The organism is Alishewanella sp. SMS8 (genome assembly GCF_030737935.1).
Classification (GTDB): domain Bacteria; phylum Pseudomonadota; class Gammaproteobacteria; order Enterobacterales; family Alteromonadaceae; genus Alishewanella; species Alishewanella maricola.
In genome coordinates, this window is sequence record NZ_JAPJEA010000003.1 from 209,770 (window position 1) to 233,328 (window position 23,559).

Annotated in this window: 23 protein-coding genes and 1 tRNA gene; 16 read left to right on the forward strand and 8 right to left on the reverse strand. The window is 46.4% G+C overall.

All coding sequences use genetic code 11. The annotated features are described in order from the left end of the window. Window positions 1-168 precede the first annotated feature (168 nt). Window positions 169-2,697, forward strand: coding sequence for an ExeM/NucH family extracellular endonuclease (locus tag ORJ01_RS11440; RefSeq protein WP_306178138.1), 2,529 nt, complete (start codon window positions 169-171; stop codon window positions 2,695-2,697). Between the two features lie 19 nt (window positions 2,698-2,716). Continuing rightward, on the forward strand, window positions 2,717-3,283 hold the full coding sequence (locus tag ORJ01_RS11445) for a cohesin domain-containing protein (protein WP_306178139.1): 567 nt from the start codon (window positions 2,717-2,719) through the stop codon (window positions 3,281-3,283). Window positions 3,284-3,367: 84 nt separating this feature from the next. On the opposite strand, the gene fadE is transcribed toward ORJ01_RS11445, so the two are convergent. Next, window positions 3,368-5,863 carry an acyl-CoA dehydrogenase FadE gene (fadE, locus tag ORJ01_RS11450; protein WP_306178140.1) on the reverse strand — a complete coding sequence of 832 codons (2,496 nt, stop codon included), beginning with the start codon at window positions 5,861-5,863 and terminating at the stop codon, window positions 3,368-3,370. Between the two features lie 232 nt (window positions 5,864-6,095). Here fadE and ORJ01_RS11455 point away from each other — a divergent pair, with 232 nt between their 5' ends. Then, window positions 6,096-6,866: a class II glutamine amidotransferase gene (locus tag ORJ01_RS11455; RefSeq protein ID WP_306178141.1), complete on the forward strand. Its 771-nt coding sequence runs from the start codon at window positions 6,096-6,098 to the stop codon at window positions 6,864-6,866. Here the strand turns inward: ORJ01_RS11455 and ORJ01_RS11460 are convergent. The 7 genes from ORJ01_RS11460 to cmoA all read right to left on the reverse strand — a co-directional run bounded on the left by ORJ01_RS11460 (window position 6,834) and on the right by cmoA (window position 12,438). Next, window positions 6,834-7,559, reverse strand: coding sequence for a DUF3108 domain-containing protein (locus tag ORJ01_RS11460; RefSeq protein ID WP_306178142.1), 726 nt, complete (start codon window positions 7,557-7,559; stop codon window positions 6,834-6,836). The genes ORJ01_RS11455 and ORJ01_RS11460 overlap by 33 nt on opposite strands. A 58-nt stretch (window positions 7,560-7,617) precedes the next feature. Then, window positions 7,618-8,280, reverse strand: coding sequence for a phosphoribosylglycinamide formyltransferase (gene purN, locus ORJ01_RS11465; protein ID WP_226750350.1), 663 nt, complete (start codon window positions 8,278-8,280; stop codon window positions 7,618-7,620). 9 nt (window positions 8,281-8,289) lie between these two features. Continuing rightward, window positions 8,290-9,333 (reverse strand): phosphoribosylformylglycinamidine cyclo-ligase, encoded by a 1,044-nt coding sequence (gene purM, locus ORJ01_RS11470; protein ID WP_306178143.1) that lies wholly within the window; start codon window positions 9,331-9,333, stop codon window positions 8,290-8,292. A 75-nt stretch (window positions 9,334-9,408) separates the two neighbouring features. Continuing rightward, the gene (locus ORJ01_RS11475; protein ID WP_306178144.1) at window positions 9,409-9,816 is read right to left on the reverse strand and encodes a hypothetical protein; all 408 of its coding nucleotides are present in this window, start codon (window positions 9,814-9,816) and stop codon (window positions 9,409-9,411) included. Between the two features lie 12 nt (window positions 9,817-9,828). Continuing rightward, window positions 9,829-10,716: a LysR family transcriptional regulator gene (locus tag ORJ01_RS11480; RefSeq protein WP_306178145.1), complete on the reverse strand. Its 888-nt coding sequence runs from the start codon at window positions 10,714-10,716 to the stop codon at window positions 9,829-9,831. Between the two features lie 22 nt (window positions 10,717-10,738). Further along, window positions 10,739-11,704: a tRNA 5-methoxyuridine(34)/uridine 5-oxyacetic acid(34) synthase CmoB gene (gene cmoB / locus ORJ01_RS11485; RefSeq protein ID WP_371930738.1), complete on the reverse strand. Its 966-nt coding sequence runs from the start codon at window positions 11,702-11,704 to the stop codon at window positions 10,739-10,741. A gap of 5 nt (window positions 11,705-11,709) precedes the next feature. Beyond that, the gene (cmoA, locus tag ORJ01_RS11490) at window positions 11,710-12,438 is read right to left on the reverse strand and encodes a carboxy-S-adenosyl-L-methionine synthase CmoA (protein WP_226750346.1); all 729 of its coding nucleotides are present in this window, start codon (window positions 12,436-12,438) and stop codon (window positions 11,710-11,712) included. Between the two features lie 197 nt (window positions 12,439-12,635). On the opposite strand from cmoA, the gene aspS reads away from it, so the two are divergent. From aspS to ORJ01_RS11555, 13 genes are all read left to right on the forward strand, one after another. Then, window positions 12,636-14,411 (forward strand): aspartate--tRNA ligase, encoded by a 1,776-nt coding sequence (gene aspS, locus ORJ01_RS11495; protein WP_306178146.1) that lies wholly within the window; start codon window positions 12,636-12,638, stop codon window positions 14,409-14,411. Between the two features lie 79 nt (window positions 14,412-14,490). Continuing rightward, window positions 14,491-15,234, forward strand: coding sequence for a YebC/PmpR family DNA-binding transcriptional regulator (locus ORJ01_RS11500; RefSeq protein ID WP_306178147.1), 744 nt, complete (start codon window positions 14,491-14,493; stop codon window positions 15,232-15,234). Between the two features lie 2 nt (window positions 15,235-15,236). Beyond that, on the forward strand, window positions 15,237-15,758 hold the full coding sequence (gene ruvC / locus ORJ01_RS11505; protein ID WP_229584432.1) for a crossover junction endodeoxyribonuclease RuvC: 522 nt from the start codon (window positions 15,237-15,239) through the stop codon (window positions 15,756-15,758). 24 nt (window positions 15,759-15,782) lie between these two features. Further along, on the forward strand, window positions 15,783-16,403 hold the full coding sequence (ruvA, locus tag ORJ01_RS11510; RefSeq protein WP_306178148.1) for a Holliday junction branch migration protein RuvA: 621 nt from the start codon (window positions 15,783-15,785) through the stop codon (window positions 16,401-16,403). 96 nt (window positions 16,404-16,499) lie between these two features. Beyond that, window positions 16,500-17,513 (forward strand): Holliday junction branch migration DNA helicase RuvB, encoded by a 1,014-nt coding sequence (gene ruvB, locus ORJ01_RS11515; protein ID WP_229584431.1) that lies wholly within the window; start codon window positions 16,500-16,502, stop codon window positions 17,511-17,513. Between the two features lie 597 nt (window positions 17,514-18,110). Then, a complete protein-coding gene (gene ybgC / locus ORJ01_RS11520) occupies window positions 18,111-18,521 on the forward strand; it encodes a tol-pal system-associated acyl-CoA thioesterase (RefSeq protein WP_306178149.1) in 411 nt (136 codons plus the stop codon). After that, the gene (gene tolQ / locus ORJ01_RS11525) at window positions 18,511-19,191 is read left to right on the forward strand and encodes a protein TolQ (protein ID WP_226750339.1); all 681 of its coding nucleotides are present in this window, start codon (window positions 18,511-18,513) and stop codon (window positions 19,189-19,191) included. Before ybgC ends, tolQ begins: the two co-directional genes overlap by 11 nt. A gap of 2 nt (window positions 19,192-19,193) precedes the next feature. Next, window positions 19,194-19,619 (forward strand): protein TolR, encoded by a 426-nt coding sequence (tolR, locus tag ORJ01_RS11530; RefSeq protein ID WP_306178376.1) that lies wholly within the window; start codon window positions 19,194-19,196, stop codon window positions 19,617-19,619. Further along, the gene (gene tolA / locus ORJ01_RS11535) at window positions 19,609-20,577 is read left to right on the forward strand and encodes a cell envelope integrity protein TolA (RefSeq protein WP_306178150.1); all 969 of its coding nucleotides are present in this window, start codon (window positions 19,609-19,611) and stop codon (window positions 20,575-20,577) included. The genes tolR and tolA overlap by 11 nt, the downstream gene beginning before the upstream one ends. Beyond that, window positions 20,574-21,920 (forward strand): Tol-Pal system beta propeller repeat protein TolB, encoded by a 1,347-nt coding sequence (gene tolB, locus ORJ01_RS11540; protein ID WP_306178151.1) that lies wholly within the window; start codon window positions 20,574-20,576, stop codon window positions 21,918-21,920. Before tolA ends, tolB begins: the two co-directional genes overlap by 4 nt. Window positions 21,921-21,968: 48 nt before the next feature. Beyond that, window positions 21,969-22,490, forward strand: a complete 522-nt coding sequence (gene pal, locus ORJ01_RS11545) for a peptidoglycan-associated lipoprotein Pal (RefSeq protein ID WP_226750336.1) — start codon at window positions 21,969-21,971, stop codon at window positions 22,488-22,490. Between the two features lie 20 nt (window positions 22,491-22,510). Further along, a complete protein-coding gene (gene ybgF / locus ORJ01_RS11550; RefSeq protein WP_226750335.1) occupies window positions 22,511-23,308 on the forward strand; it encodes a tol-pal system protein YbgF in 798 nt (265 codons plus the stop codon). A 174-nt stretch (window positions 23,309-23,482) separates the two neighbouring features. After that, window positions 23,483-23,558 (forward strand) — tRNA-Lys (locus tag ORJ01_RS11555). Window position 23,559 lies beyond the last annotated feature (1 nt).

A 23,559-nucleotide genomic window follows, 5' to 3' on the forward strand; every position in this document is an offset into this window, starting at 1 on the left:
ATCGGGCTGTTTAGTAAAACGGAAAAAAGCCCGTTTGTATAGCTTTTTTAGCTATTTAGATGTCTTGAAGTCTTTTTCTACTCAGTAAAGCATTCTTAAAAAGTTAATCAGATTGCCACATTCGTGGCTTAGTCTGCACAATCCTAATAACAGATCAGGGAATACCACGTGAAGAAAACACTTATTGCGGCAACACTCGCGCTTATTTTAGCGCCTGTTGCTCAAGCAGAACTATTTATTTCAGAGTATGTAGAAGGTTCAAGTTTAAATAAAGCACTAGAATTACATAACCCGGGCACTGCACCGATTAATTTAAGCGATTATCGGATCCGGATTTATTTCAATGGCGCGTTAACATCCAACGTTAATCAACAACTTAGTGGCAGCTTAGCCGCCGGTGAAACCTTTGTTTATGCTAGTTCTGCCTCTGCCGCAGCCATTTTAGCGGTGGCGAATATCACAACCGGAGCAAGTCTTTGGAATGGTGATGATGCTATTGTAATTGAAAAAAATGGTGTGGTTGTTGATAGTATCGGTACAGTGGGAGAGGATCCTGGTACTGCTTGGAACACCAATGGCGTGTCAACATTAGATAAAACGCTTCGTCGTAAGAGCGTGGTAAGAGATACCAATATCAGTGATGCTTTTGATCCCTCTGTTGAATGGATACAATTTGATCGGGATGATTTTTCTGATCTGGGCATGTTTAATGGCACAGGCGCGCCAATTGATCCTGAAGAACCTGTCGATCCCGAGCCATTACCACCTTTAGTGTGTGGCGCAACCTTTACGCCCATTTCCGTGATTCAAGGCGTGGGTAATACGAGCCCCTTAGTCGGCCAAACGGTAGTGGTAGAGGCGGTTGTCACACATACTTTACCCGGCTTACGTGGCTATATGATCCAAGCCAGTGATCTTGAACAAGATGCCGATCCGTTAACTTCCGAAGGCGTTTTTGTCTTTACCAATAATGCAAATCTGAATGTTACCGCAGGTCAGCGTGTGCGCTTACAAGCACAAGTTGGCGAAGCCTTTAATAATACTCAGCTGCAGAATGTGGCTAACATGGTCGCTTGTGGCACGGCGCAACTGCCAAACGCCGTGACCGTGAGTTTGCCGGTCGCTTCATTAGATTATTTAGAGCGCTACGAAGGCATGTTGGTGCAGTTCGCGCAAGAGTTGACGGTAAACAGCAACTTTACCTTAGGCCGTTTTGGCGAGTTAGTGTTATCAAAAGGTCGTCGTTACACACCCACTCAAGTCGTTACGCCAGGTGCCGCCGCACAAGCCTTAGCGGCTGAGCATGCCTTAAATCGCATTATGTTAGATGATGCCTCAACGCAGCAAAACCCGGGTACGGTTATTTATCCGGCACCAGGCTTAACGGCGATGAATACCGTGCGTGCGGGTGATATCGTCGTGGGCTTAACGGGTACCCTTTATTACAGCTTTAATGAATATCGGGTTAACCCGATTAATAGCGTGAACTTTGTCGCGACAAATCCGCGCACAGCGCAGCCTGAGCTCAGTGGCGATGGTAACGTGAAAATTGCTAGCTTTAACGTGTTGAATTATTTCAACGGTGACGGCTTAGGCGGGGGCTTCCCCACCGCGCGTGGTGCCGATAATGTGCTTGAGTTTGAGCGGCAACGTGCCAAGATTTTAGCCGCATTAGCAGCGTTAGATGCCACCGTGATTGGTGTAATGGAAATCGAGAATGACGGTTTCGCTGAAACCTCAGCCATTGCTGATTTAGTGCGTGGTTTACAGCAAGTCAGTGGGCAAGACGATTGGCGCTTTGTCTCAGTTAACACGCCCGTGATTGGTACTGATCAAATTACCGTGGGCATGATATATCGTGCTGATTTAGCCACTCCAGTAGGGGATGCTCAGGTATTAGATGAAAGCAACTCTGCCACAGATACCAATGGCGTAGCGTTATTTAATACCCGCAGTAATCGCCCGATGTTGGCGCAGCGCTTTAAGCTCACCAGTAACAATGCTCAGTTTGCAGTGATGGTGAATCACCTTAAATCGAAAGGTTCAGCTTGTAGCGGTGATCCCGATCTCAATGATGGTCAGGGTAACTGTAATATCACACGGACGCGTGCGGCCGAAGCGGTAGGACAATTTGCCGCGCAGTACTTCAATGACACTCCGGCTTTGGTGATTGGTGATTTAAACTCTTATGCGAAAGAAGACCCGTTAACGGCCCTGGCTCGTGCCGGTTACGCTAACGTATTTGAAGTATTAGAGAAAACGCCCACTTACGGTTATGTGTTTGATGGTTTAGCGGGTCAACTCGACCATGCCTTACTGAACGAGCCGGCACGCCGTTATTTAGTGGATGCGGCAGAGTGGCATATTAATGCCGATGAACCAATCGTGCTGGATTACAACACTGAGAGTAAATCGACGCAGCAACGTAGCGATTTTTATGCGCCCGATGCTTATCGTTCGTCTGATCATGATCCGGTGATCGTCGCTTTACAACTGCCTGCCGTGTTTAAAGCTGCAGACTTAGATCAAAATAATGTGGTGGATGTGCGCGATGTGACCTTATTCCAGCAGCGATTAAAACAAGGTGGCGTATTACCGCTGAGTCTTGATTTTAACCGAGATGGTAAGGTGAATTTAATTGATGCGCGTTTTATGACATCACTATGCGATCTACCGCGTTGTGTTACTCCTTCTTAATATAATTGGAATGAAAAAAATGAAAGCAATGTTTTTAGCCTTATGTGTCATGTTCAGTGGTTTTAGTCAGGCAGCGTTAATTAAATTTGAAGCTGATAAAGCAAATTATCAAGTAGGGGATACCGTTAGTATTGCCGTGGTACTGAGTAGTTTTTCAAGACCGGTGGCCACTGCGAGTGCTGATTTTGGTTATACCAACAGTTTTCTGCAGTTCTTAAGCGCGGAAGCTGGCAATGGCTTTGATGATGGTCTCGGCAGTTATTTTGATTTTGATAGCTCTATTGATGGTATTTTTAGTTTTTCCGATTTTGCAGATTTTTTTGCTGATGAAGCGATTTTAGCGGCAAATCAAGGCTCTAGCTTTGTATTGGCAACAATAAAGTTTCGAGCGTTAGATGCGGGCTTTGCAGAGTTAGTTTTTGATACTTCAACACTCTTTATCTCTGATTTTTTTGAAGAAGAGTTCGCAATGGAAAGCGATAATTTAGAGTTCAATATCGCTGCAGCGCAAGTCCCCGCGCCGGCAACAGCGTTGTTATTGTTAGCCGGTTTAGCATGTTTGTATCGCCGGCAACAACAAAAGTAACTAGGGTGCTGTAGCCTAAGGTAATTGAAGATAAAAAAAGGGCCAGTCATCTGACTGGCCCTTTTTATTTAGAGTGTCTCGCGCTTAAGCGGCTTCTGTTTTGGTTTGTTTCTTACTTTCAGCTTTTAACGCCTCAGCACCATTGGGTTGCTGGGTTAAAGTTTTGTCTGCCGCTAAGTAATCAGGCTCAAAATCATCCACATTAATCACAAACAAGCGGCTTTCTTCGGCTTTACGCAATTTGTCGGCCTCTTGCTTATTAATTACGCCTAACTCTAAACCAATATCAGCTACGTCATGCAGTTTAAAGAAGGGTAAGCGTTTACCTGAGGCTTTGCTGACTTTATCAAACAGCGGCTCTGCAGCTAACACATCTAATAAGGCTTGTTCTACGCGACCTAATTGATTTCCCGGTTCAACCGTTAAATATAAGTGCTTACCTAAGCGGTTGCGCGCTTCACAAGGGGTCATCATGATACGTGATACTTGATGATCCAGCATATCTGATGGTTTACGTAGCGTGCGACCAAATGGGAAGACAATGCGTTTTAGCACGATACCAATGACGCGGTTAGGGAAGTTATCGAATAACTCCGTTAACGCCAATTGCGCTTTAGCCATGTTATCTTCACAAGCCCATTTTACCAAAGGTAAGTCTTGAACTTGGCGACCTTCATCTTGATAACGCTTCAGTACTGATGAGGTGATATACAGCATACTTAAAATGTCACCCAAACGCGCTGAAATACGCTCACGACGTTTTAAGTCTCCACCTAAGGTTCCCATTGCAACATCTGACATTAACGCAAGGGCGGCACTAAAGCGGTTCATTTGCTTGTAATAGCGCGCAGTGTCATCGTTGTAAGGTGAATGGCTAAAAGCACCACCGGTCAACGATAACCAGAAGGTCCGGAAGAAGTTACTAATAGCAAAACCAATATGACCGAATAACGCTTTATCAAAGGCAGTCACGGCTGCGCCTTCATCCGTCAATTGGGCAGCTTGTAACTCGGCTAACACGTAGGGATGGCAACGGATCGCGCCTTGACCATAGATGATCATGTTACGGGTCAGGATATTAGCACCTTCAACCGTGATCGCTACTGGCGCACCTTGATAACCGCGAGCTAAATAGTTATTTGGCCCCATGCAAATGCCTTTACCGCCGTGCACGTCCATTGCATCATTAATCGCCGTACGCATACGCTCAGTCATATGGTATTTGGTGATGGCAGAAACCACAGACGGTTTTTCACCTAAATCAATCGCACCTACCGACATAGAGGTTGATGCATCGGCCATGTATGCATAACCACCAATGCGTGCCATGGCTTCTTCAACGCCTTCCATTTTACCGACAGGTAATTTGAATTGACGACGAATACGCGCATAGGCGCCAGTAGACAGCGCAGCAGCTTTAATACCACCGGTGCTGTTAGACGGTAATGTGATGGCGCGACCGACAGATAAACATTCAACCAGCATACGCCAACCTTGGCCGGCCATTTCTGGACCACCAATGATATAAGAAATCGGTACAAAGACTTCTTCACCTTGCGTGGGGCCATTTTGGAACGGCACATTCAAGGGGAAGTGGCGACGACCGATTTTCACACCTGGAGTGTCGGCAGGGATCAACGCACAGGTAATACCGCGATCTTCTTCTTCACTTAGTAGATGATCTGGATCGTACAGTTTAAAGGCTAAACCTAACACCGTAGCGATAGGCGCTAAAGTAATATAACGTTTGTTCCAGGTTAATTTTAAACCCAGAACTTCTTCACCTTGCCACTGACCTTTACAAACGATACCCACATCAGGGATAGCACCGGCATCTGAACCCGCTTCTGGGCTAGTTAAAGCAAAACACGGAACATCGATGCCTTTGGCTAAGCGCGGTAAATAATAATTTTTTTGCTCATCAGTACCATAGTGTTGCAACAGTTCGCCTGGGCCTAACGAGTTAGGAACACCAACGATGCTTGATAACACCATGCTTTTGCTGGTTAATTTTTGCAATACGCAAGACTGTGCATAAGCAGAAAACTCTAAACCACCGTATTCTTTTTTGATAATCATCGCAAAGAAACCGTGATCTTTTAAGTATTGATAGACTTCTGGCGCGAGATCAGCTCGTTCATGTGTTGTGTGCCAGTCGTCTGTCATGGCTAGTAATTCTTCAACTGGGCCGTCTAAAAAGGCTTGTTCTTCAGCACTTAACCGAGGTTGTGGGAAGTTGTGCATTTTATGCCAGTCAGGGTTACCGCGAAATAAATCGCCTTCCCACCAGGTGGTACCGGCATCGATGGCTTCTTTTTCTGTCGTTGACATTTCCGGCATAATTTTGCGATATAACGCCAGTAATGGTTTTGTCAAATGTTGCTGACGTACCGAAGCGATATTTAACGGTAAGGCAACGATTAGAAAGACTAACCAAGACCAAAAGCCGACGATGTCGCTAAAAGTACCAATTAATAATACACCCGCTAAAGCTGCGGTAAATAATGTGAGGCTGGCGCGATGATAGGCAAGAATGCCTGTCGCCACCAGCAAAGCTACACAAACCAGAAAAATACTCATTGTTAACTCCTGCGATAAGAGGTCTGACCACTAAAGCCTAAGCTTAGAACGCTTTGATTTAAGTTGCAAGTACTTCTGTGCAATGCTTATCTATACAAAGTGTCAACTAATGTTGCAGACTCTGTACAATAGCCTTTAGCATAGCTCAGCATTGGCCTTTGTGTGTCAACACAAACGCTGTTTGTACTTTTATATGCCAACGACATCATTGTGGATTAATGGGAATACACCAGTGTGTGAATTATTGGGAATGTCAGCCAATGTGCCGACCGACATTTGTTTTAGTTTTAAAGGCTTAAAAGAGCGCGGTGGGCGCACAGGCCCACATAAAGATGGCTGGGGTGTAGCCTTTTACGAGCAAAAAGGCGTTTGTACTTTTAAAGATGCGCTGCCCAGTTATCAATCCGAAATTGCCCGTTTAATTTCTGATTACCCAATTAAAAGCACCGCTGTGGTAGCGCATGTGCGGCAAGCCAATCGGGGGCAAGTGGCATTAGCCAATACGCATCCGTTTACTCGTGAACTATGGGGGCGTTATTGGACTTATGCCCACAATGGGCAGTTATCCCAATATCAACATTTAGCGGTGGATCGGTTTTTACCCGTGGGAACGACCGATAGCGAGCGTGCCTTTTGTTATTTACTCAGTGCTTTAGCGGCACGTTATCCAGAGAAAAGCCCAGGCCCAAAAGCCGCATTTCGCTATATTCGTCGCTTATTACCACAGTTACAGCAGCTAGGGGTATTTAATATGCTGCTCAGTGATGGTGAGTATTTATTGGCGTTTTGCAGCACTAAACTGCATTGGATCACGCGCCGGGCCCCTTTTGGTGTAGCACGCTTATCCGATGTTGATGTGGATATTGATTTTAGCCAAGAAACCACGCCGAACGATGTCGTGACCATTATTGCCACTGCACCGCTAACTAATAATGAGCAGTGGCAAAAAATGCAAAGTGGTGAGGCGCAGTTATTCCGTCGTGGCGAGCCCATCGACTGTTGAGGTGGGGGTGAGCCACTGTACTTTTTGCAGTTGCACATCAAATTGTTCAACGTTATCTTCGCCACGCCAAAGTCTGACGAGCATGTAATCAAGCTCAGGTGCAACCCAAGCTAAAACTTGCTTGTCTGAATTTTCTTCAACCCGAGCAATGCGTAACGCGCGAACGGTGCCAAAAGGTAAGGCCAACGCTTCTTCGGTGACTACCTGATAGTGATACACTTTATTATTACCATCGCGGTTTAACACTTGGTAGGTGAAATCGGTTTTACCGGCGCGTAAATCCAGAACCAATTGTTGATGGTAACTTAGCGGATCTAACCAATCTTCTTGCCAATCGATGGCCTTGAGCGTGGGTTTTTTACCGGTGAAAAGTTGTTGTTTCTGCCAGTCTAAACGTAATTCATAGTGTCGATTAGATCCGGTACCCGTGCGGATCATTTTATAATGTGACGGTTTTAAACGGCCCTGCTCAAGCGTAAAAGTGGACGTTTCGCTACGCTTATCACTAAATACTAACCAAGTGATATCACTGCTATAGCCCATTTCATAATGGCTGTCTTTTTTATGCAAATAGCGTTTAGCTGTGCCATGGCTTTTGCCGCCACGGTACACTAAATAATCAGCATTAAAGGAAGTGAAAATAGGTGCTGCAGCAGTGTCTTTCGACGACTCAGCAACGCTAGGGGCTGGCAACGATGTCGCCAATACAGCAGAACTACAGAATAATAGTGTGCTTAAAAAAAGTGACGTGTTAACACGCCACTTCAGAATCATCCTCATCTTCGGCATAACCTTGTACTGAAAGTAAGTTACCGTCTAACCATGCCTCATTGCCGCGCTGTTGTAAACGATTTTGACAAAACCAACGCACAACCAGTGGATAAATCAGATGTTCTTGCTCATGTACCCGTTCAGCCACTGTCGAAGCATCATCACCCGGAAAGATAGGCACTTTCGCTTGCAAGATCACCGGGCCGCCATCAAGTTGCTCTGTCACAAAATGGACACTGCAACCATGTTCAGTATCGCCGGCATCAATTGCACGCTGATGCGTATTCAAACCTTGATACTTCGGCAACAAAGATGGATGAATGTTCAATAATTTTCCAGAAAAGTGCTGCACAAAGGCGGGCGTGAGGATCCGCATAAAGCCGGCAAGCACCACTAATGATGGCGCAAAACCCTCAATAGCTTGCTGTAAAGCCTTATCGTAACTGGCGCGATCGCTATAGTCTTTGTGGCTGACGACACGGGTAGCAATACCCGCTGCCGTTGCTCGTTGCAAACCATAAGCGGACGCTTTGTTGGCAATAACCCCGGTAATTTTACCGGGGATCGTGCCTTTCGCACAGCCATCGATAATGGCTTGCAAATTACTGCCATTACCAGAGATCAGTACTACAATAGCGTTCATGCGGCCTCGTTATTCGTTAATAATAACCAGCTGCTCATCTGCCGCAGCCGCTTGAATCTCGCCAAGGTGCCAAGCTGTTTCACCCGCTTGTTGTAGTGTCGCTAACGCGGTAGGTAATTCGGCTGTAGGCACAACCACTAACATACCCACACCACAGTTAAAGGTGCGATACATTTCATGGCGGCTAATATTGCCTTGTTGCTGTAACCAGTTAAATATGGCCGGCCACTGCCAGCTCTTGCCGTCAATGACGGCTTTGGTATTAGCCGGTAAGACGCGAGGAATGTTTTCCCAGAAACCGCCACCGGTAATGTGACATAGGGCATGCACAGGGCTGGTTTTAAACAAGCTTAGCAGGTTTTTCACATAAATTCGGGTAGGTTCTAGTAGGTGATCGGCTAACGACTTACCTTCTAATAAGGTGTCTGCTGACTGACCTGACACTTCTAATACTTTGCGAATTAATGAAAAGCCATTAGAGTGAGGACCAGACGAGGCCAATGCAATAAGTTGATCGCCCGGTTGTACTTTGCTGCCATCGATAATGTCGGCTTTTTCAACTACGCCTACACAGAAACCTGCGATATCGTAATCATCACCATGGTACATGCCGGGCATTTCAGCCGTTTCACCACCGACCAAAGAACAACCTGATTGCACACAGCCTTCAGCGATGCCAGTAACAACGCGGGCGGCGGTGTCAACATCCAACTTGCCTGTGGCGTAGTAATCTAAAAAGAATAATGGCTCAGCGCCTTGCACCACTAAATCGTTGACGCACATGGCAACTAAGTCGATACCTACGCCATCATGGCGTTTTAAGTCCATGGCTAAGCGTAGTTTTGTGCCCACGCCATCGGTACCTGAGACTAACACCGGCTCTTTATAACCGGCAGGGATTTGGCACAGCGCACCGAAACCGCCTAAACCACCCATGACTTCTGGGCGAGTGGTGCGTTTTACGGCACCTTTGATGCGGTCAACTAACGCATTGCCTGCGTCAATGTCTACTCCGGCGTCTTTGTAACTTAAAGATGTGTTGTGCTCGCTCACGGCTTTCCTCGAATGGCTAAGTGGGTTGGCTAAAGTGCTAATCATTTTACCCGTTTAACCGCGCAGACAAAAGCCTTACTGCATAGCATTCTCTTTCGCTTGGCGAACATAGTCTTGTAAACTGATGGTATCGTCATTGGCGATCTTATGGTAACAGACTGAAGCAAAAGGGAATTCTTTGTCGCCAAAGGTCACTGCGATATAAGGTGCTGATTGATCTTGTTGATTATTGTTCCACTCACCCCCGACCAGTTTAATGAATACTTCACCGACATAAGCGCCAATAATATTACAAAGTGTAAATAACATTTCGCCAGAATGTTGCCGATGCTGCTGATCTTTGTGTAACGCCGACAACAAGGCGTCGACGACCGCTAAACTTTCAGCAGAGCCATCTAGCGTTAATTGATGTTGCTCGGCGGCATAAGCGATCGCATCTTGTGCAGCGGCATGCATTAGCTGGTTTATTTCGGCAGATTGCATAGGGGTTCCTTATTATTTTTGATGGACGGCCAGTAACAGCTGACGCAGCTGACGACTGCCGGGGCCAAGAGATTCTTCTTGTGGTGCCAATAAACTCATCGGTACAAAACGTTCGGTACTTTGTTGCAGCGGTAGCCGAAACAAGGTTTTATTAGCTAACAGCGGTGCTACCACAAAGTCGGGCAACCAACAAAACCCTAAACCGAGTAATAATATATCGACTGCTTCGTCAAAATTATTTACTGTCCAACGTTGTTCTGCTTTTAACCAGCCAATATGTTCTTGCGGTTTAACCGCAGTGTCACGAATAACAATTTGCAGTTGTTGGCTCAGTTCATTTTGGTCTAGGCTTGGTAGCTGCGCTAACGGGTGCGTCGCGCCCACCACGGGAATAAAACGGGTGATCGACAACGGCTCACTTAAATAGCCTTTTGGCACCATGCCAGTGATAACTAAGTCGGCTTTTTTCTGAGTAATGATCTCGCTAGTCCCAGTCAGCACTGTATCAATGATTTGTACTCGGCTGCCACGACTCATTGGATAAAATTGCTGTAATGCTTGGTATAAATAGTGTTTGGGGTAGGCTAACTCAGTGGCGATACGAATTTCTGGCTCCCAGCCCTTGTCTAAGTTATCGGCCAGCAGTTCAAGTTCTTCAATTTGTTGCGTTAAAATGCGCGAACGGCGCAGCATAACTTCGCCGGCGGCAGTCAGTTGCGCTTTACGCCCAATCACTTCGAGCAATTCTACGCCCAGCTGAGTTTGTAATTTTGCGACGGCATGATTAAGCGATGATTGGCTTTTGTTGAGCAACTCGGCCGCTTGGGCATAGCCACCGGCATCAACCACCGCTTGTAAAATGCGCCATTGCTCTAACGTAGACTTTGGGCGATAGGGCATACGAGCCGTTTCCTTACTTTGCTTAAACCCTGGCTACCACCACCGCACGTAATGGTGCTGGATAACCCTCAATGGTCTTACTATGGTCATTTGGGTCAAGAAAATCAATCAGACTTTCATTTTCCATCCAAGGGGTGGCACGTTGTTCATCCAAGCTGGTGTGATTTAAATCGACCAGTTTAATATCTTGAAAACCCAGCCGTTCTAACCAGTGACACAAAGCAGCTGTGCTAGGGATAAACCAAACATTACGCATTTTGGCATATCGTTCACCGGGCACCAACACGGTTTGTGCATCACCTTCAATAACCAGTGTCTCTAGCACCAATTCACCACCGGGGCGCAGTTGTTGTTTTAGTTGCTGTAAAAAGTCTAACGGCGAGCGGCGATGATATAACACCCCCATCGAGAACACCGTATCAAATTGCTTTAAAGCCGGCATATCATCAATACCAATCGGCAGTAAATTAACCTGCGGATCGGGATTAAAATGTTTAATGGCTTGAAATTGCGTATAAAACAGCTGTGAGGGATCAATACCCACAACAAAGCGCGCCCCAGCGCCGCGCATCCGCCATAAATGATAGCCACTGCCACAGCCGACATCTAATACCAAGCGTTCGGTTAAATCACTGATGTGCGGTAGCACCCGTTGCCATTTCCAATCTGAACGCCACTCGGTATCAATATCAATACCGTGGATCTGAAAGGGGCCTTTGCGCCAAGGTTTTAATTGCTGGAGTAAAAAGCGAATGCGTTCAGCTTCACCCGCGCTAATATCACTTGCTTGACCAAAGGCAACGGCGTCAGCCAGCTCTATCTGCGAGACGCGAGTCGCTGGCAGATTCGCAAGTATTTTTTGCCATTGTTTAAATTCACCATGCAGCGCGGTTTTCGACCACAACGCTAATTGCGCCGGTAAGGTTTCTAGCCAAGGATGCAGGCGGCTGGTAGCAAGCTGCGCATAAAAAGCGGAAAAGTCCAACATGCGAATCAATCCTTTAAAGCAAACATCGAGCAAAAATTAAAACATTGAAACCAGACACTGTGCGAATGAAAGCCGGCTTGCTGCAGGCGCGCACTGTGGGTGGCGAGCGTGTCGGGGCGCATAACTTTTTCCAGCGCGGTGCGTTTTTGGCTAATTTCTAATTCGCTGTAACCATTGGCGCGTTTAAAATCATGGTACAAATCAATCAGCAATTCATCATTAACAGGGGTATCGGCTTTAAATTTTTCTGAGATGATCAAAAGGCCACCCGGTTTTAACCCCTGATAAATTTTGTTGAGTAGAGCTTGGCGATCTTCTGGCGCCAAAAATTGCATGGTAAAGTTCACTACCACCACTGCAGCATTTTCAATAGTAAGCTGTCGAATATCACCTAATATGGCGTCCACCGGCACATCCGAGCGAAAGGCTTGCAAATGACGCTGACAACGCTCAATCATGGCACTGCTATTATCCACTGCGATCACTTTACAATTGTCGGCGGTAATATGGCGGCGCATGGACAAACTGGCCGCTCCTAACGAGCAGCCTAAATCATAATAATGGCTATTTGCCTGCTGATAGCGCGCAGTCAATTTACCGATGGTTTGAATAATCGTTTGATAGCCAGGAATAGAGCGCTGGATCATGTCAGGAAAAACGTCGGCTACCGCATCATCAAAACGGAAATCCTGAATATGTGCCAAAGGTTCGGCATAAACGTGGTCTTTTTGCATTAACACACTCAGTGGTTGTCACGAAAATGGCGGCTAGTTTACCTGAAATTTGCCGAGCGCTGAAAACTTATCGTGTTAAGCTAGCGACTAAGCAGAGTTTTCGGCTCTGGGCAGTGACTTTAAAGCGCTTTTCGCTATAATTGCCGTCATTCAAATCAGTTGCTTTCAGTAGTTCAGCATGGAGAAAGGATAAATTAATGCGTAGTCATTATTGCGGTAAGTTATCGGTAAACGAAGTCGATCAGCAGGTCACACTTAGTGGCTGGGTAAACCGTCGTCGGGATCTGGGTGGGTTAATTTTTATCGATATGCGAGATCGCGAAGGCTTGGTACAAGTCGTTTGTGATCCTGATCTGAAAGCGTTATTCGACGTCGCTTACACCTTGCGCAATGAATATTGTATTCAAGTCATCGGGCAAGTTCGGGCACGTCCCGCTTCACAAATTAACAAAGACATGGCGACGGGTGCAGTTGAAGTGTATGCCAGTGCGCTCACCATTTTAAATAAGTCAGCGCCGCTGCCTCTAGACTTTAATCATGAGAATAGCGAAGAACAACGCTTAAAATACCGCTATCTTGATTTACGCCGGCCATTAATGAGCGAACGTTTAAAGTTTCGCGCTAAAGTCACCAGCTTTGTTCGTAACTTTATGGACGGCAATGGCTTTTTAGATGTTGAAACCCCCATTTTAACCAAAGCCACCCCAGAAGGTGCGCGTGATTATTTAGTGCCAAGCCGCACGCACAAAGGCGAGTTTTTCGCTTTGCCCCAGTCTCCCCAGTTGTTTAAACAACTGCTGATGATGTCGGGTTTAGATCGCTATTATCAGATCGTAAAATGTTTTCGTGATGAAGATTTACGTGCCGATCGCCAGCCTGAATTTACTCAGATCGATATTGAAACCTCTTTTATGAGTGCGCCAGAAGTGATGGCGGTAACGGAGCAAATGGTTCAGCAGATGTTTGAACAATTGCTCGGTGTGGATTTAGGCACCTTCCCGCAAATGCCATACTGGGAAGCGATGCGTTTATACGGCTCAGATAAACCTGATCTGCGTAACCCCATGCAGTTTGTCGACGTTGCTGACTTACTGAAAGACGTTGAGTTTAAAGTTTTTTCAGGCCCAGCAAACGATGCAAAAGGCCGCGTAGTGGCATTAAAAGTGCCAGGCGCAGCAGAAAAAGTATCGCGCAAAGATATTGATAACTATACCCAATTTGTAAGCATCTACGGTGCAAAAGGCCTCGCTTGGATGAAAGTAAATGACGTTGCCGCGGGAGCCGAAGGTGTGCAATCGCCGGTGGCGAAGTTTTTAAGCCCGAGCATCATTACTGACATTTTAGCGCGTACAGCAGCCGCTAACGGTGATTTAATTTTCTTTGGTGCTGACAGCTATAAAGTGGTCTGTGAAGCCATGGGCGCACTGCGCCTAAAACTGGGTGAAGATTTACAGATCACTCAACCCGGTTGGAAGCCATTATGGGTGGTGGATTTCCCGATGTTTGAAGAAAACGACGATGGTAGCTATTCTGCTGTGCATCACCCGTTTACCTCACCATTAGATACGCAAAGCTTTTTAGCTACGCCTAACCAAGAATTAAAGCTGGGCGGATTATTATCCAATGCCTATGACATGGTGCTAAATGGTACCGAATTAGGCGGTGGCTCAGTCCGTATCCATACCGCAGAAGTACAAGCGAAAGTGTTCACGTTATTGGGTATTAGCGATGAAGAGGCGGCAGAAAAATTCGGCTTCTTACTCGAAGCGTTGAAGTATGGCGCACCACCACACGCGGGTTTAGCCTTTGGTTTAGATCGCTTAGTCATGTTAATGACCGGTGCAACCTCTATTCGTGATGTGATGGCGTTCCCTAAAACCGCCACGGCTGCGTGTCCATTAACGGATGCACCTGGTGCGGCCAACCCGCAACAACTGGCTGAGTTGGGTATCCAAGTCACGCCAAAAGCGTAGTTACTGCATTACACAGCGAGGCCCTAGTGCCTCGTTGTGCCTTTATATCCTGTTTATGATTAGCTAAGAGGAGTAAGACATGGCTGGACATAGCAAATGGGCTAACATGAAGCATCGTAAAGCCCGTCAGGATGCAAAAAAAAGTAAGATCTGGACGAAGATGATCCGCGAACTCACGGTAGCGGCGAAGATCAGTGCTGATGTGCAAGCAAATCCACGCTTACGTTTGGCTGTCGATCGCGCTTTAGCCGAAAATATGACGCGCGATACCATCGACCGAGCCATTAAACGTGGTGCCGGTATGCATGATGCCGATAACTACGAAGAACTCGTTTATGAAGGTTATGGCCCAGGTGGTGTGGCGGTGATTGTCGAAACACTCACTGATAACAATAAACGTACCGTTGCTGATGTGCGCCATGCCTTTTCCAAAAATATGGGTAACTTAGGCACCTCAGGTTCGGTCTCTTATTTATTTCATCGCAAAGGCGTGTTGTGTTTTGCCGCCGGCGCTGATGAAGAGCAAATCTTAGATGTGGCACTGGATGCCGGTGCCGATGATGTACAAACCCAAGAAGATGGCAGCATCGAGGTGCTCACTAGCCCTGAGTATTTCAGTGCAGTACAGGATGCGCTTAACGGTGCAGGCTTTGTGGCTGACTCTGCTGAGCTAACCTTAGTGCCTGATACGCATGCCGAATTGGATGCTGAGACGGCAGAGAAATTTATCAAATTACTGGATGCGTTAGAAGATTCTGACGATGTACAAAACGTTTATCATAATGCGCAGATCAGTGACGACATTATGGCTAGCTTGGAGTAGCCTTGAATATTATTCTGGGCATCGACCCTGGTAGTCGTTTAACGGGTTACGGTGTGGTTCGCCAGCAAGGTGGGCAGTTTCATTATGTGGCCAGTGGTTGTATTCGTTTAGGCACTGATGACTTTCCTGAGCGTTTACTGCGGATCTTTAACGGCATCAGTGAAATTATTGCGCAAACGCAACCGACTATTTTTGCCATTGAACAAGTGTTTATGGCACGCAACCCCGATTCCGCACTCAAATTAGGTCAGGCGAGGGGCGCGGCTATTGTGGCGGCTAAAAATGCCGGTTTAGAGGTGCATGAATATTCGGCGCGGCAAGTGAAACAAGCCGTAGTGGGCAGTGGCGCGGCGGATAAAGCGCAAGTACAACATATGATCCGGCACTTATTAAAGTTATCTGCGAGTCCTCAAGCCGATGCGGCAGATGCACTGGCCGTGGCATTGTGCCATGGTCATACGCAGCAAAGCTTAATTGCCATGGCGGGGCAAGCCAGTAAAACAGTTCGCGGCCGTTTACGTTAACGCCGCCCAAAGATAAGAAAACAGATGATTGGACGTTTAAGCGGTATTATTTTAGAAAAGCAGCCACCCGATTTATTATTGGACGTGGCCGGTGTAGGTTACGAAGTGCAATTACCCCTCACCAGTTTTTATGCTTTGCCCGAAGTGGGTAAGCCCGCGGTGATTTACACCCACTTTGTGGTGCGCGAAGACGCACAGTTACTTTATGGCTTTAGTAATCAAACTGAGCGTAGTTTGTTTCGACAATTAATTAAAGCAAATGGCGTTGGGCCAAAGTTGGCGTTAACCATCCTTTCTGGCATGACCGCGCAGCATTTTGTACGTTGTGTGCAATTTGATGATCTCAGTACCTTGGTAAAATTGCCGGGTGTCGGTAAAAAAACGGCCGAGCGTTTAGTGATTGAAATGCGTGATCGCTTAAAAGATTGGGGCGTCAGTTCAAATACGCCCATCACCGATAAAATGATTATGCAGGATGATGAAGCCTTATTCGCGCCAACGGCTTCGGCAGAGCAAGATGCGATTAGTGCCTTATTCGGTTTAGGCTATTCGCAAGCGCAAGCGGCAAAAGCGGTGCAACAACAACTGAAACCTGGCATGAGCAGCGAGCAGCTGATTAAAGCAGCGTTAAAGAGTATGATTTAACCCCGTAAGCCAGGCTAAGCAGAGTGTCATGCTGGCCTGTATCGCGGTTAATCGTGGCGTTTTCTAAGCACACAAAGCAGTTATAAAAGGCATAGCATGATAGAAGCAGATCGTCTGATCCAGCCTAGCGCATTTAAAGAAGAAGAAGCCATCGACAGGGCTATTCGGCCAAAATCGCTAGCCGATTATACCGGCCAAGCGCATGTGCGTGAGCAAATGGCGATCTTTATTGAGGCCGCCCGCGGGCGCGGTGAGCCGCTCGATCATTTATTGATTTTTGGCCCGCCAGGTTTAGGTAAAACCACCTTAGCCATGATTGTGGCCAACGAAATGGGCGTGAACATTAAAACTACCTCTGGGCCTGTACTAGAAAAGGCCGGTGATTTGGCGGCATTACTGACCAATCTTGAAGAAAATGATGTGCTTTTTATCGATGAAATTCATCGTTTAAGCCCCGTGGTAGAAGAAATTCTGTATCCGGCCATGGAAGATTATCAGTTAGATCTGATGATTGGTGAAGGCCCTGCGGCGCGCTCAATTAAACTCGACTTACCGCCTTTTACCCTAGTAGGGGCCACCACCCGGGCTGGTGCTCTGACTTCACCGTTGCGCGATCGCTTTGGTATCGTGCAACGATTAGAATTTTATAAAGTAGAAGAGCTGACGCAAATTATTCAACGCTCGGCCAACTTCCTTAATATGCATTTAGATGAAGCCGGTGCCACTGAAATTGCACGACGTGCGCGTGGTACGCCGCGTATCGCTAACCGTTTGTTACGTCGTGTGCGAGATTATGCTCAGGTTAAAGCTAATGGCATAGTCAGTGTTGAAGTAGCATCTGCCGCGCTTAAAATGGTCGATGTGGATGCGCAAGGTTTTGATTACATGGATCGTAAATTACTCGATGCCATCATTGATAAGTTTATGGGGGGGCCAGTAGGATTAGATAACCTCGCCGCTGCCATCGGTGAAGAAAAAGAAACGATAGAAGATGTGATTGAACCCTTTTTAATTCAGCAAGGTTATATTCAACGCACGCCACGGGGGCGAATAGCCACGCCGCGTGCTTATCAGCATTTAGGTTTTGACTTGCCACAGACGCCAACATAAGGGTGTTGTTACTCGGGTTTTAAGCAAAAAAAAGCCCGCTCAATGAGCGGGCAAGCAACAATTTCAGGAACTGCTTCAATAAATCCAGGGAACATGTTTGGAGCAAACAACAAAACCTCTCTCACAAAGTCTCATTGTTAAGTGACCTGTACTAAACAATCAAAAGGCGCTACCAAAATTTTGATTGTCTTTGCGCTAGCTCAGAACACATGCGTATGATAGAGAATTGGAGTTTTTACTTCAAACGAGAAAAACTGGCGTTTTGACATTAAAAAAACTAATGGTTCGTCAAGGTGTAAGATGAGCCGGATAAAAAGAGACTTACGAGTTTATCGTAAGCTATTACTGAAATTCATCTGCCATTCATCTAAATCAAGCATGATAGCAACAGATTACTTTTTATCGCTTAAAACGATAATTTGTACCTAATAAATCGGCTTTTATTCTGAACTTAGCCGATAGACCTGTGTCAACGTAATGTTTTAATAAAAAACAAGTAGTCAGTGTAAAAAAATATAGTTACGAAATTGGTCGACAGCCAATTGAGTTTGTATGCTGGCTTAATTATCATACAGGTGCGAAATAAAGCGGAACCAGATGCAGCGAAACAACTTCTCTTGGCCAGTGCGGGTGTATTATGAAGATACCGATGCTGGCGGCATTGTTTACTATGCAAATTACCTGAAATACTTCGAAAGAGCGCGCACCGAATGGTTGCGTGCCCTAGGAGTTGAGCAAGATATCTGGTTAGCGAATAAAGTCGCTTTTGTGGTTACTGAAGTACAGATGAAGAATACTCGCCCTGCAAAGTTCAATGAGCTGTTGACGGTGTCCAGTGAAATCAGTACCTTAAAGCGTGCTAGTTTAAGTTTTAAACAAGAAATTCACAATGCAGCGCTTCAAGTTGTGTGTGCTGCAGAGATTAAGATAGCGTGTGTTGACCCAGAGCAATTAAAAGCTCGTTCAATACCCGCCGAAATAACAGAGGTATTATCGCGTGTCAGGTGAAATTTCCATTCTGCATTTATTGCTCGATGCCAGCATAGTTGTTCAGGCAGTAATGTTAATCCTGGTGGGGATGTCAGTAACCTCGTGGGCGATGATTTTTAAACGCAAGAAGATCTTAACCGAAGCGTTAAGTGATGCGAAAAAGTTTGAAGACCGTTTTTGGTCGGGCATTGATTTATCAAAGTTATATGCTGAAGTCAGTGCGCGCCAACAAGCCAACGGTATGGAAGCCTTGTTCAAGTCAGGCTTTAAAGAGTTCGCGCGTATGCACAAAACCAGTCGCCAATCAGCGGCAGTGATGGACGGCACGCATCGTGCCATGCGCGTAGGTTTGTCGCGCGAAGTAGAACGCTTAGAATCGGATTTGCCGTTTTTAGCCACTGTCGGTTCGATAAGCCCGTATATCGGTTTGTTCGGTACTGTCTGGGGTATTATGAATTCTTTTATCGCTTTAGGTGCGGTGCAACAAGCCACCCTAGCGATGGTGGCGCCTGGTATCGCTGAAGCCTTAATTGCCACTGCAATTGGTTTATTTGCTGCCATCCCGGCCGTTATTGCTTACAACAAGTTCTCAACGCAGGTTGAGCAGATTGAAAGCAGCTACATCAATTTTGTTGAAGAGTTTGCGAACATTTTGCATCGCCAGGTCAGTAGCGGAGATCAAGGCTAATGATGTACCTGCGTAAAAAGCGCCGCCCAGTTGCTGAGATTAACGTAGTACCTTATATCGACGTTATGCTGGTGTTGTTGGTGATTTTTATGATTACCACACCGATTATCACGCAAGGTGTAAAGGTTGAACTGCCAAAATCAGCGGCACAACCGATTGAACAAATGAAAGACGGTAAAACGCCTTTAGTGGCCACCGTTGATGAAGATGGCTTGTATTATTTTGAGAAAGACGGTAACCAGCAAGGCCCTTTTACCGCGTCACAGTTACAGGTTGAAGTGGCAAGTTGGTTAAGTATCGAGCCTGGCACTCAGGTGATAGTAAAAGGTGATGGTCGTGTGGATTACAATTCAGTAATACGCCTGATCAATGTGTTAAAAAACGCTGGGGCTCCCGCTGTCGGGTTGATGACTGACAATGAAGTCTGATTTGCAAGCAAAGTGGTGGCAAAAACCACTGGCAAAATCAGTAGGCTTGCACCTTGCGTTAGTGCTGGGTTTATTCATCAGTACCTTAAGTTTTTGGCCAAAGCCAACTGAAATTATGTTATCGGGTGAAGCAGGGCTCAGTGCCGATGCGCCACCTCCGCCACCACCGGCGCCTGTTGAAGCGGTGGCGATTGACAAACAAGCGTTAGAACAGCGTGTTGCTGAGATTAAAAAACAGCAAGATGACACACGTAAAGCTGAAGAGAAACGTATTAGAGATTTAGAACGCCGTGCGAAAGAAGCTGAAAATTCACGTACAGCAGAAGAAGCCCGCTTAAAACGGGTAGCAGAAGAAAAACGCAAAGCGGATGCCGCAGCCCAGGCTTCAAGACAAGCTGCCGCAGAAGCAAAAAAAGTACAAGAGGCCGAAGCGGCTAAAGCGCGCGCAGCTGAGCAACAGCGGTTAGCGAAAGAGCAAGAACGCAAAAAAGCAGAAGAAGCGGCCAAAGCAGCAGAAGCGAAACGCAAAGCGGAACAAGCCGCCTTAGCCAAAGCGCAAGCTGAACGTGAACAAAAAGCACGTGAAGAGCGAGAGCAAGCCGAACGCGAGCGGATGATTCAAGAACAATTAGCTGCAGAAGCGGAAGCTCGGCGCAGAGCCAGATCACAACAAGCTGTGACTGAGGTTCAACGCTATACCGCGATGATCAGCGATGCGATTGATAGAAACCTGATTAAAGATGAATCGACCATGCGTGGCCGTACTTGTCGGGTAAATATTCGCTTAGCAACTAATGGTTTTGTGACAAGTGTCAATGTGATTAGCGGTGAGCGGGTGGTGTGTGATGCAGCAGTGAGAGCGGTAAATCGGGCAGGGACCTTGCCGATGTCAGCTGATCCTGATGTATATAACCAACTCAAAGACATAACATTAACGGTGGCACCAGAATTTAGATGATGAATTTTTTACGTAAATTAGGTTGCAGTGTCTTACTGCTGGTCGGTATGCAAGCGCATGCTTCTTTGGAAATTGTGATTACCGGTGGTGTTGATTCTGCCCGTCCGGTGGCAGTGTTACCGTTTACGTTTAAAGGCACTACCTTGCCTAAAGAAAATATCGCGGATGTCGTATCTGCTGATTTAATGCGTAGCGGTAAGTTTAATCCTATTTCATTTTTGAAAATGCCGCAGCGTCCTGCAACCTCAGCCGACATTAATTTTTCAGCTTGGGCAAAAGAGGGTGTAGAAGCCATTTTAATGGGTTCTATCACTGAGATTGGCATCGACCGTTACAGTGTTAGCTTTGAATTAATTGATGTATTAAAAGGTAGCACCGGTTTAACCAGCCAAATGCTGAACAGCGGTATCTTAGGTGGTTCGCCACAGTACTTGTTAGACAGTCGCGAAACCACGATTAACGGTAGTCAATTTCGTCAGTACGCGCATCGCATTAGCGATATTGTTTACGAAAAGTTAACTGGTGAGCGCGGTGCTTTCTTAACCAAGATTGCTTATGTTTTAGTGCGTCCTAATGCAGAATTTCAATATCAATTAGTCGTTGCTGATTATGATGGCTATAATGAGCAAGTTTTGTTGCGTTCCAAAGAACCATTGATGTCGCCTAACTGGTCGCCAGACGGTACCAAGTTAGCTTATGTCACTTTTGAAAAGCGTCAGGCACAAATTTATATCCAAGATATTTACAGTGGCCGTCGTACCATTTTGACCTCGTTCCCGGGTATTAACAGTGCCCCAACCTGGTCACCAGATGGCAGAAAGATTGCGATGGTATTGTCAAAAGATGGCAATGCGGAAATTTATGTGATGGATGTGGCCACTAAAGCGTTAACCCGCGTGACCAGTCATCGCGCCATTGATACAGAACCGAGCTGGTCACCCGATGGTAGCGAGATTGTGTTCAGTTCTGAGCGCGGTGGTAATCCACAACTTTATAGCGTAAATTTGAATACAGGCGATACCCGTCGCTTAACGTTCGAAGGCGAAATGAATCTGGCGGGGACTTACTCACCAGATGGTCAGTCGGTTGTTATGGTTAACCGTACCAACGGCCGCTACCACCTGGCAAGAATGGACAGACAAAGCCGTTATTTGCAAGTGTTGACCGCTACTAACCTAGATGAGTCACCGAGTATTGCACCTAACGGTTCGATGATAATTTACAGCACTATGCATGGTCGTTCGCAAGTGTTGGCACTGGTTTCTATGGATGGGCGTTTTAAAGCACGACTACCGGCGGCTGATGGACAGGTTAAATCGCCGGCTTGGTCACCTTTTTTATAAAAAAACTTGGTAAAACTTGGTAAATCTAATCTAATCTAAGGACAAATGATGAACTTAAATAAAGTGTTAAAAGGTCTGTTAATCGCAGTTCCAGTATTAACTTTAGCTGCTTGTAGCTCAAAGTCTTCAACAGGTGCTGGCGACGCTGACACGTCTGCTAACACAGTTCAAACTGTACAAGTTGAACGTGTTGATCCAGCGGTTGCTGCTGCTGAACAAATGCGTTTAAAAATGGAAGCATTACGTCGTGAAAACACCGTATACTTCGATTTCGACAAAGCAACTATCCGCCCAGAATTTGCAGAAGTTCTGCAAGCTCACGGTGAGTTCCTGCGCGCTAACCCAAGCGTACGTGTGACTGTTGAAGGTCATACTGACGAACGTGGCACGCCAGAGTACAACATCGCGTTAGGCGAGCGTCGTGCAATGTCTGTGGTTCAGTATTTACAGAACCTGGGCGTAAGCGCTGGCCAGATCTCTACAGTAAGCTACGGCGAAGAAAAGCCAGCAGTACGTGAGACAGGCGAATCAGCTTATGCTAAAAACCGTCGCGGTGTATTAGTTTACTAATTAAAAAGGTACGAGTGAGGATGATAGTGAAGAAACCTCTGCTTATAGCAATGTCCTTAGTCAGTGTTGGCGTCTGGGCAAATCCGGCGCCGGTTACTGAGATAAGTAAAAGCGGCAGAACAACTTCAACATCAGCCACTGCAGCTGCAGTGGGTACAGTAGAACAGCGATTGGCAACGTTGGAGCGGGTGGTTGAAGCCCGCGCCGAAGGCCAAGTGCGTATGCAGCAACAATTGCAGATTCTACTGGATGAAGTAAGCGATCTCCGTGGGGTCACTGAAACTCATTCATACCGGCTGGACGAGATTATCCAGCGACAGCGTGATATTTACCAGGAAATAGAACGGCGGGTGAGTGCTGTACAAGGTGGAGCTTCTAACGCTGCACCGAGTTCAGCCACACCGGCTACGAGTGGCCCGGCTGTCATGGTTTCGGGTAACGTCTCGGAAAATGACGCCTATGACAGAGCAGTCAACATGGTGTTGAAAGACCGACGCTATGATGCTGCTATTCCTGAATTTGAGAACTTTTTGCGTACTTATCCAAATTCGGTGTATGCACCCAACGCACACTATTGGTTAGGGCAGCTGTTGTTTAACAATGGCGAGCTAGCTAAAGCGAAAACTGAGTTTGAACGCGTTGTAAAAAACTTCGCCGAATCAAGCAAAGTGGCGGATGCATTATTGAAGCTTGGACAGATAGCAGAACGCAACAACGATAAAGCCACCGCTTTAGGGCATTATCGAACTCTGGTATCTGCACATGGTAGCTCTACGGCTGCCAAACTGGCAAAGGAACGCCTCGAGGCGCTTAAATGATCAACCCGGCCTGGTGCCGGGTTTTTTCTTTTTGTTGTTTAGTGATCAAACAATTCGTCTGCAGCCTTACACCAATCCGCTGGGATTTTAAGCAGTCAGCCGGCTAAAGCCGAAAAAAACACAGTTTTTGGTTGCACTAATTACGTAAATCAGTAAGATATGCGTCCGCGGTTAGGGTCGTTAGCTCAGTTGGTAGAGCAGTTGACTTTTAATCAATTGGTCGCTGGTTCGAATCCAGCACGACCCACCAA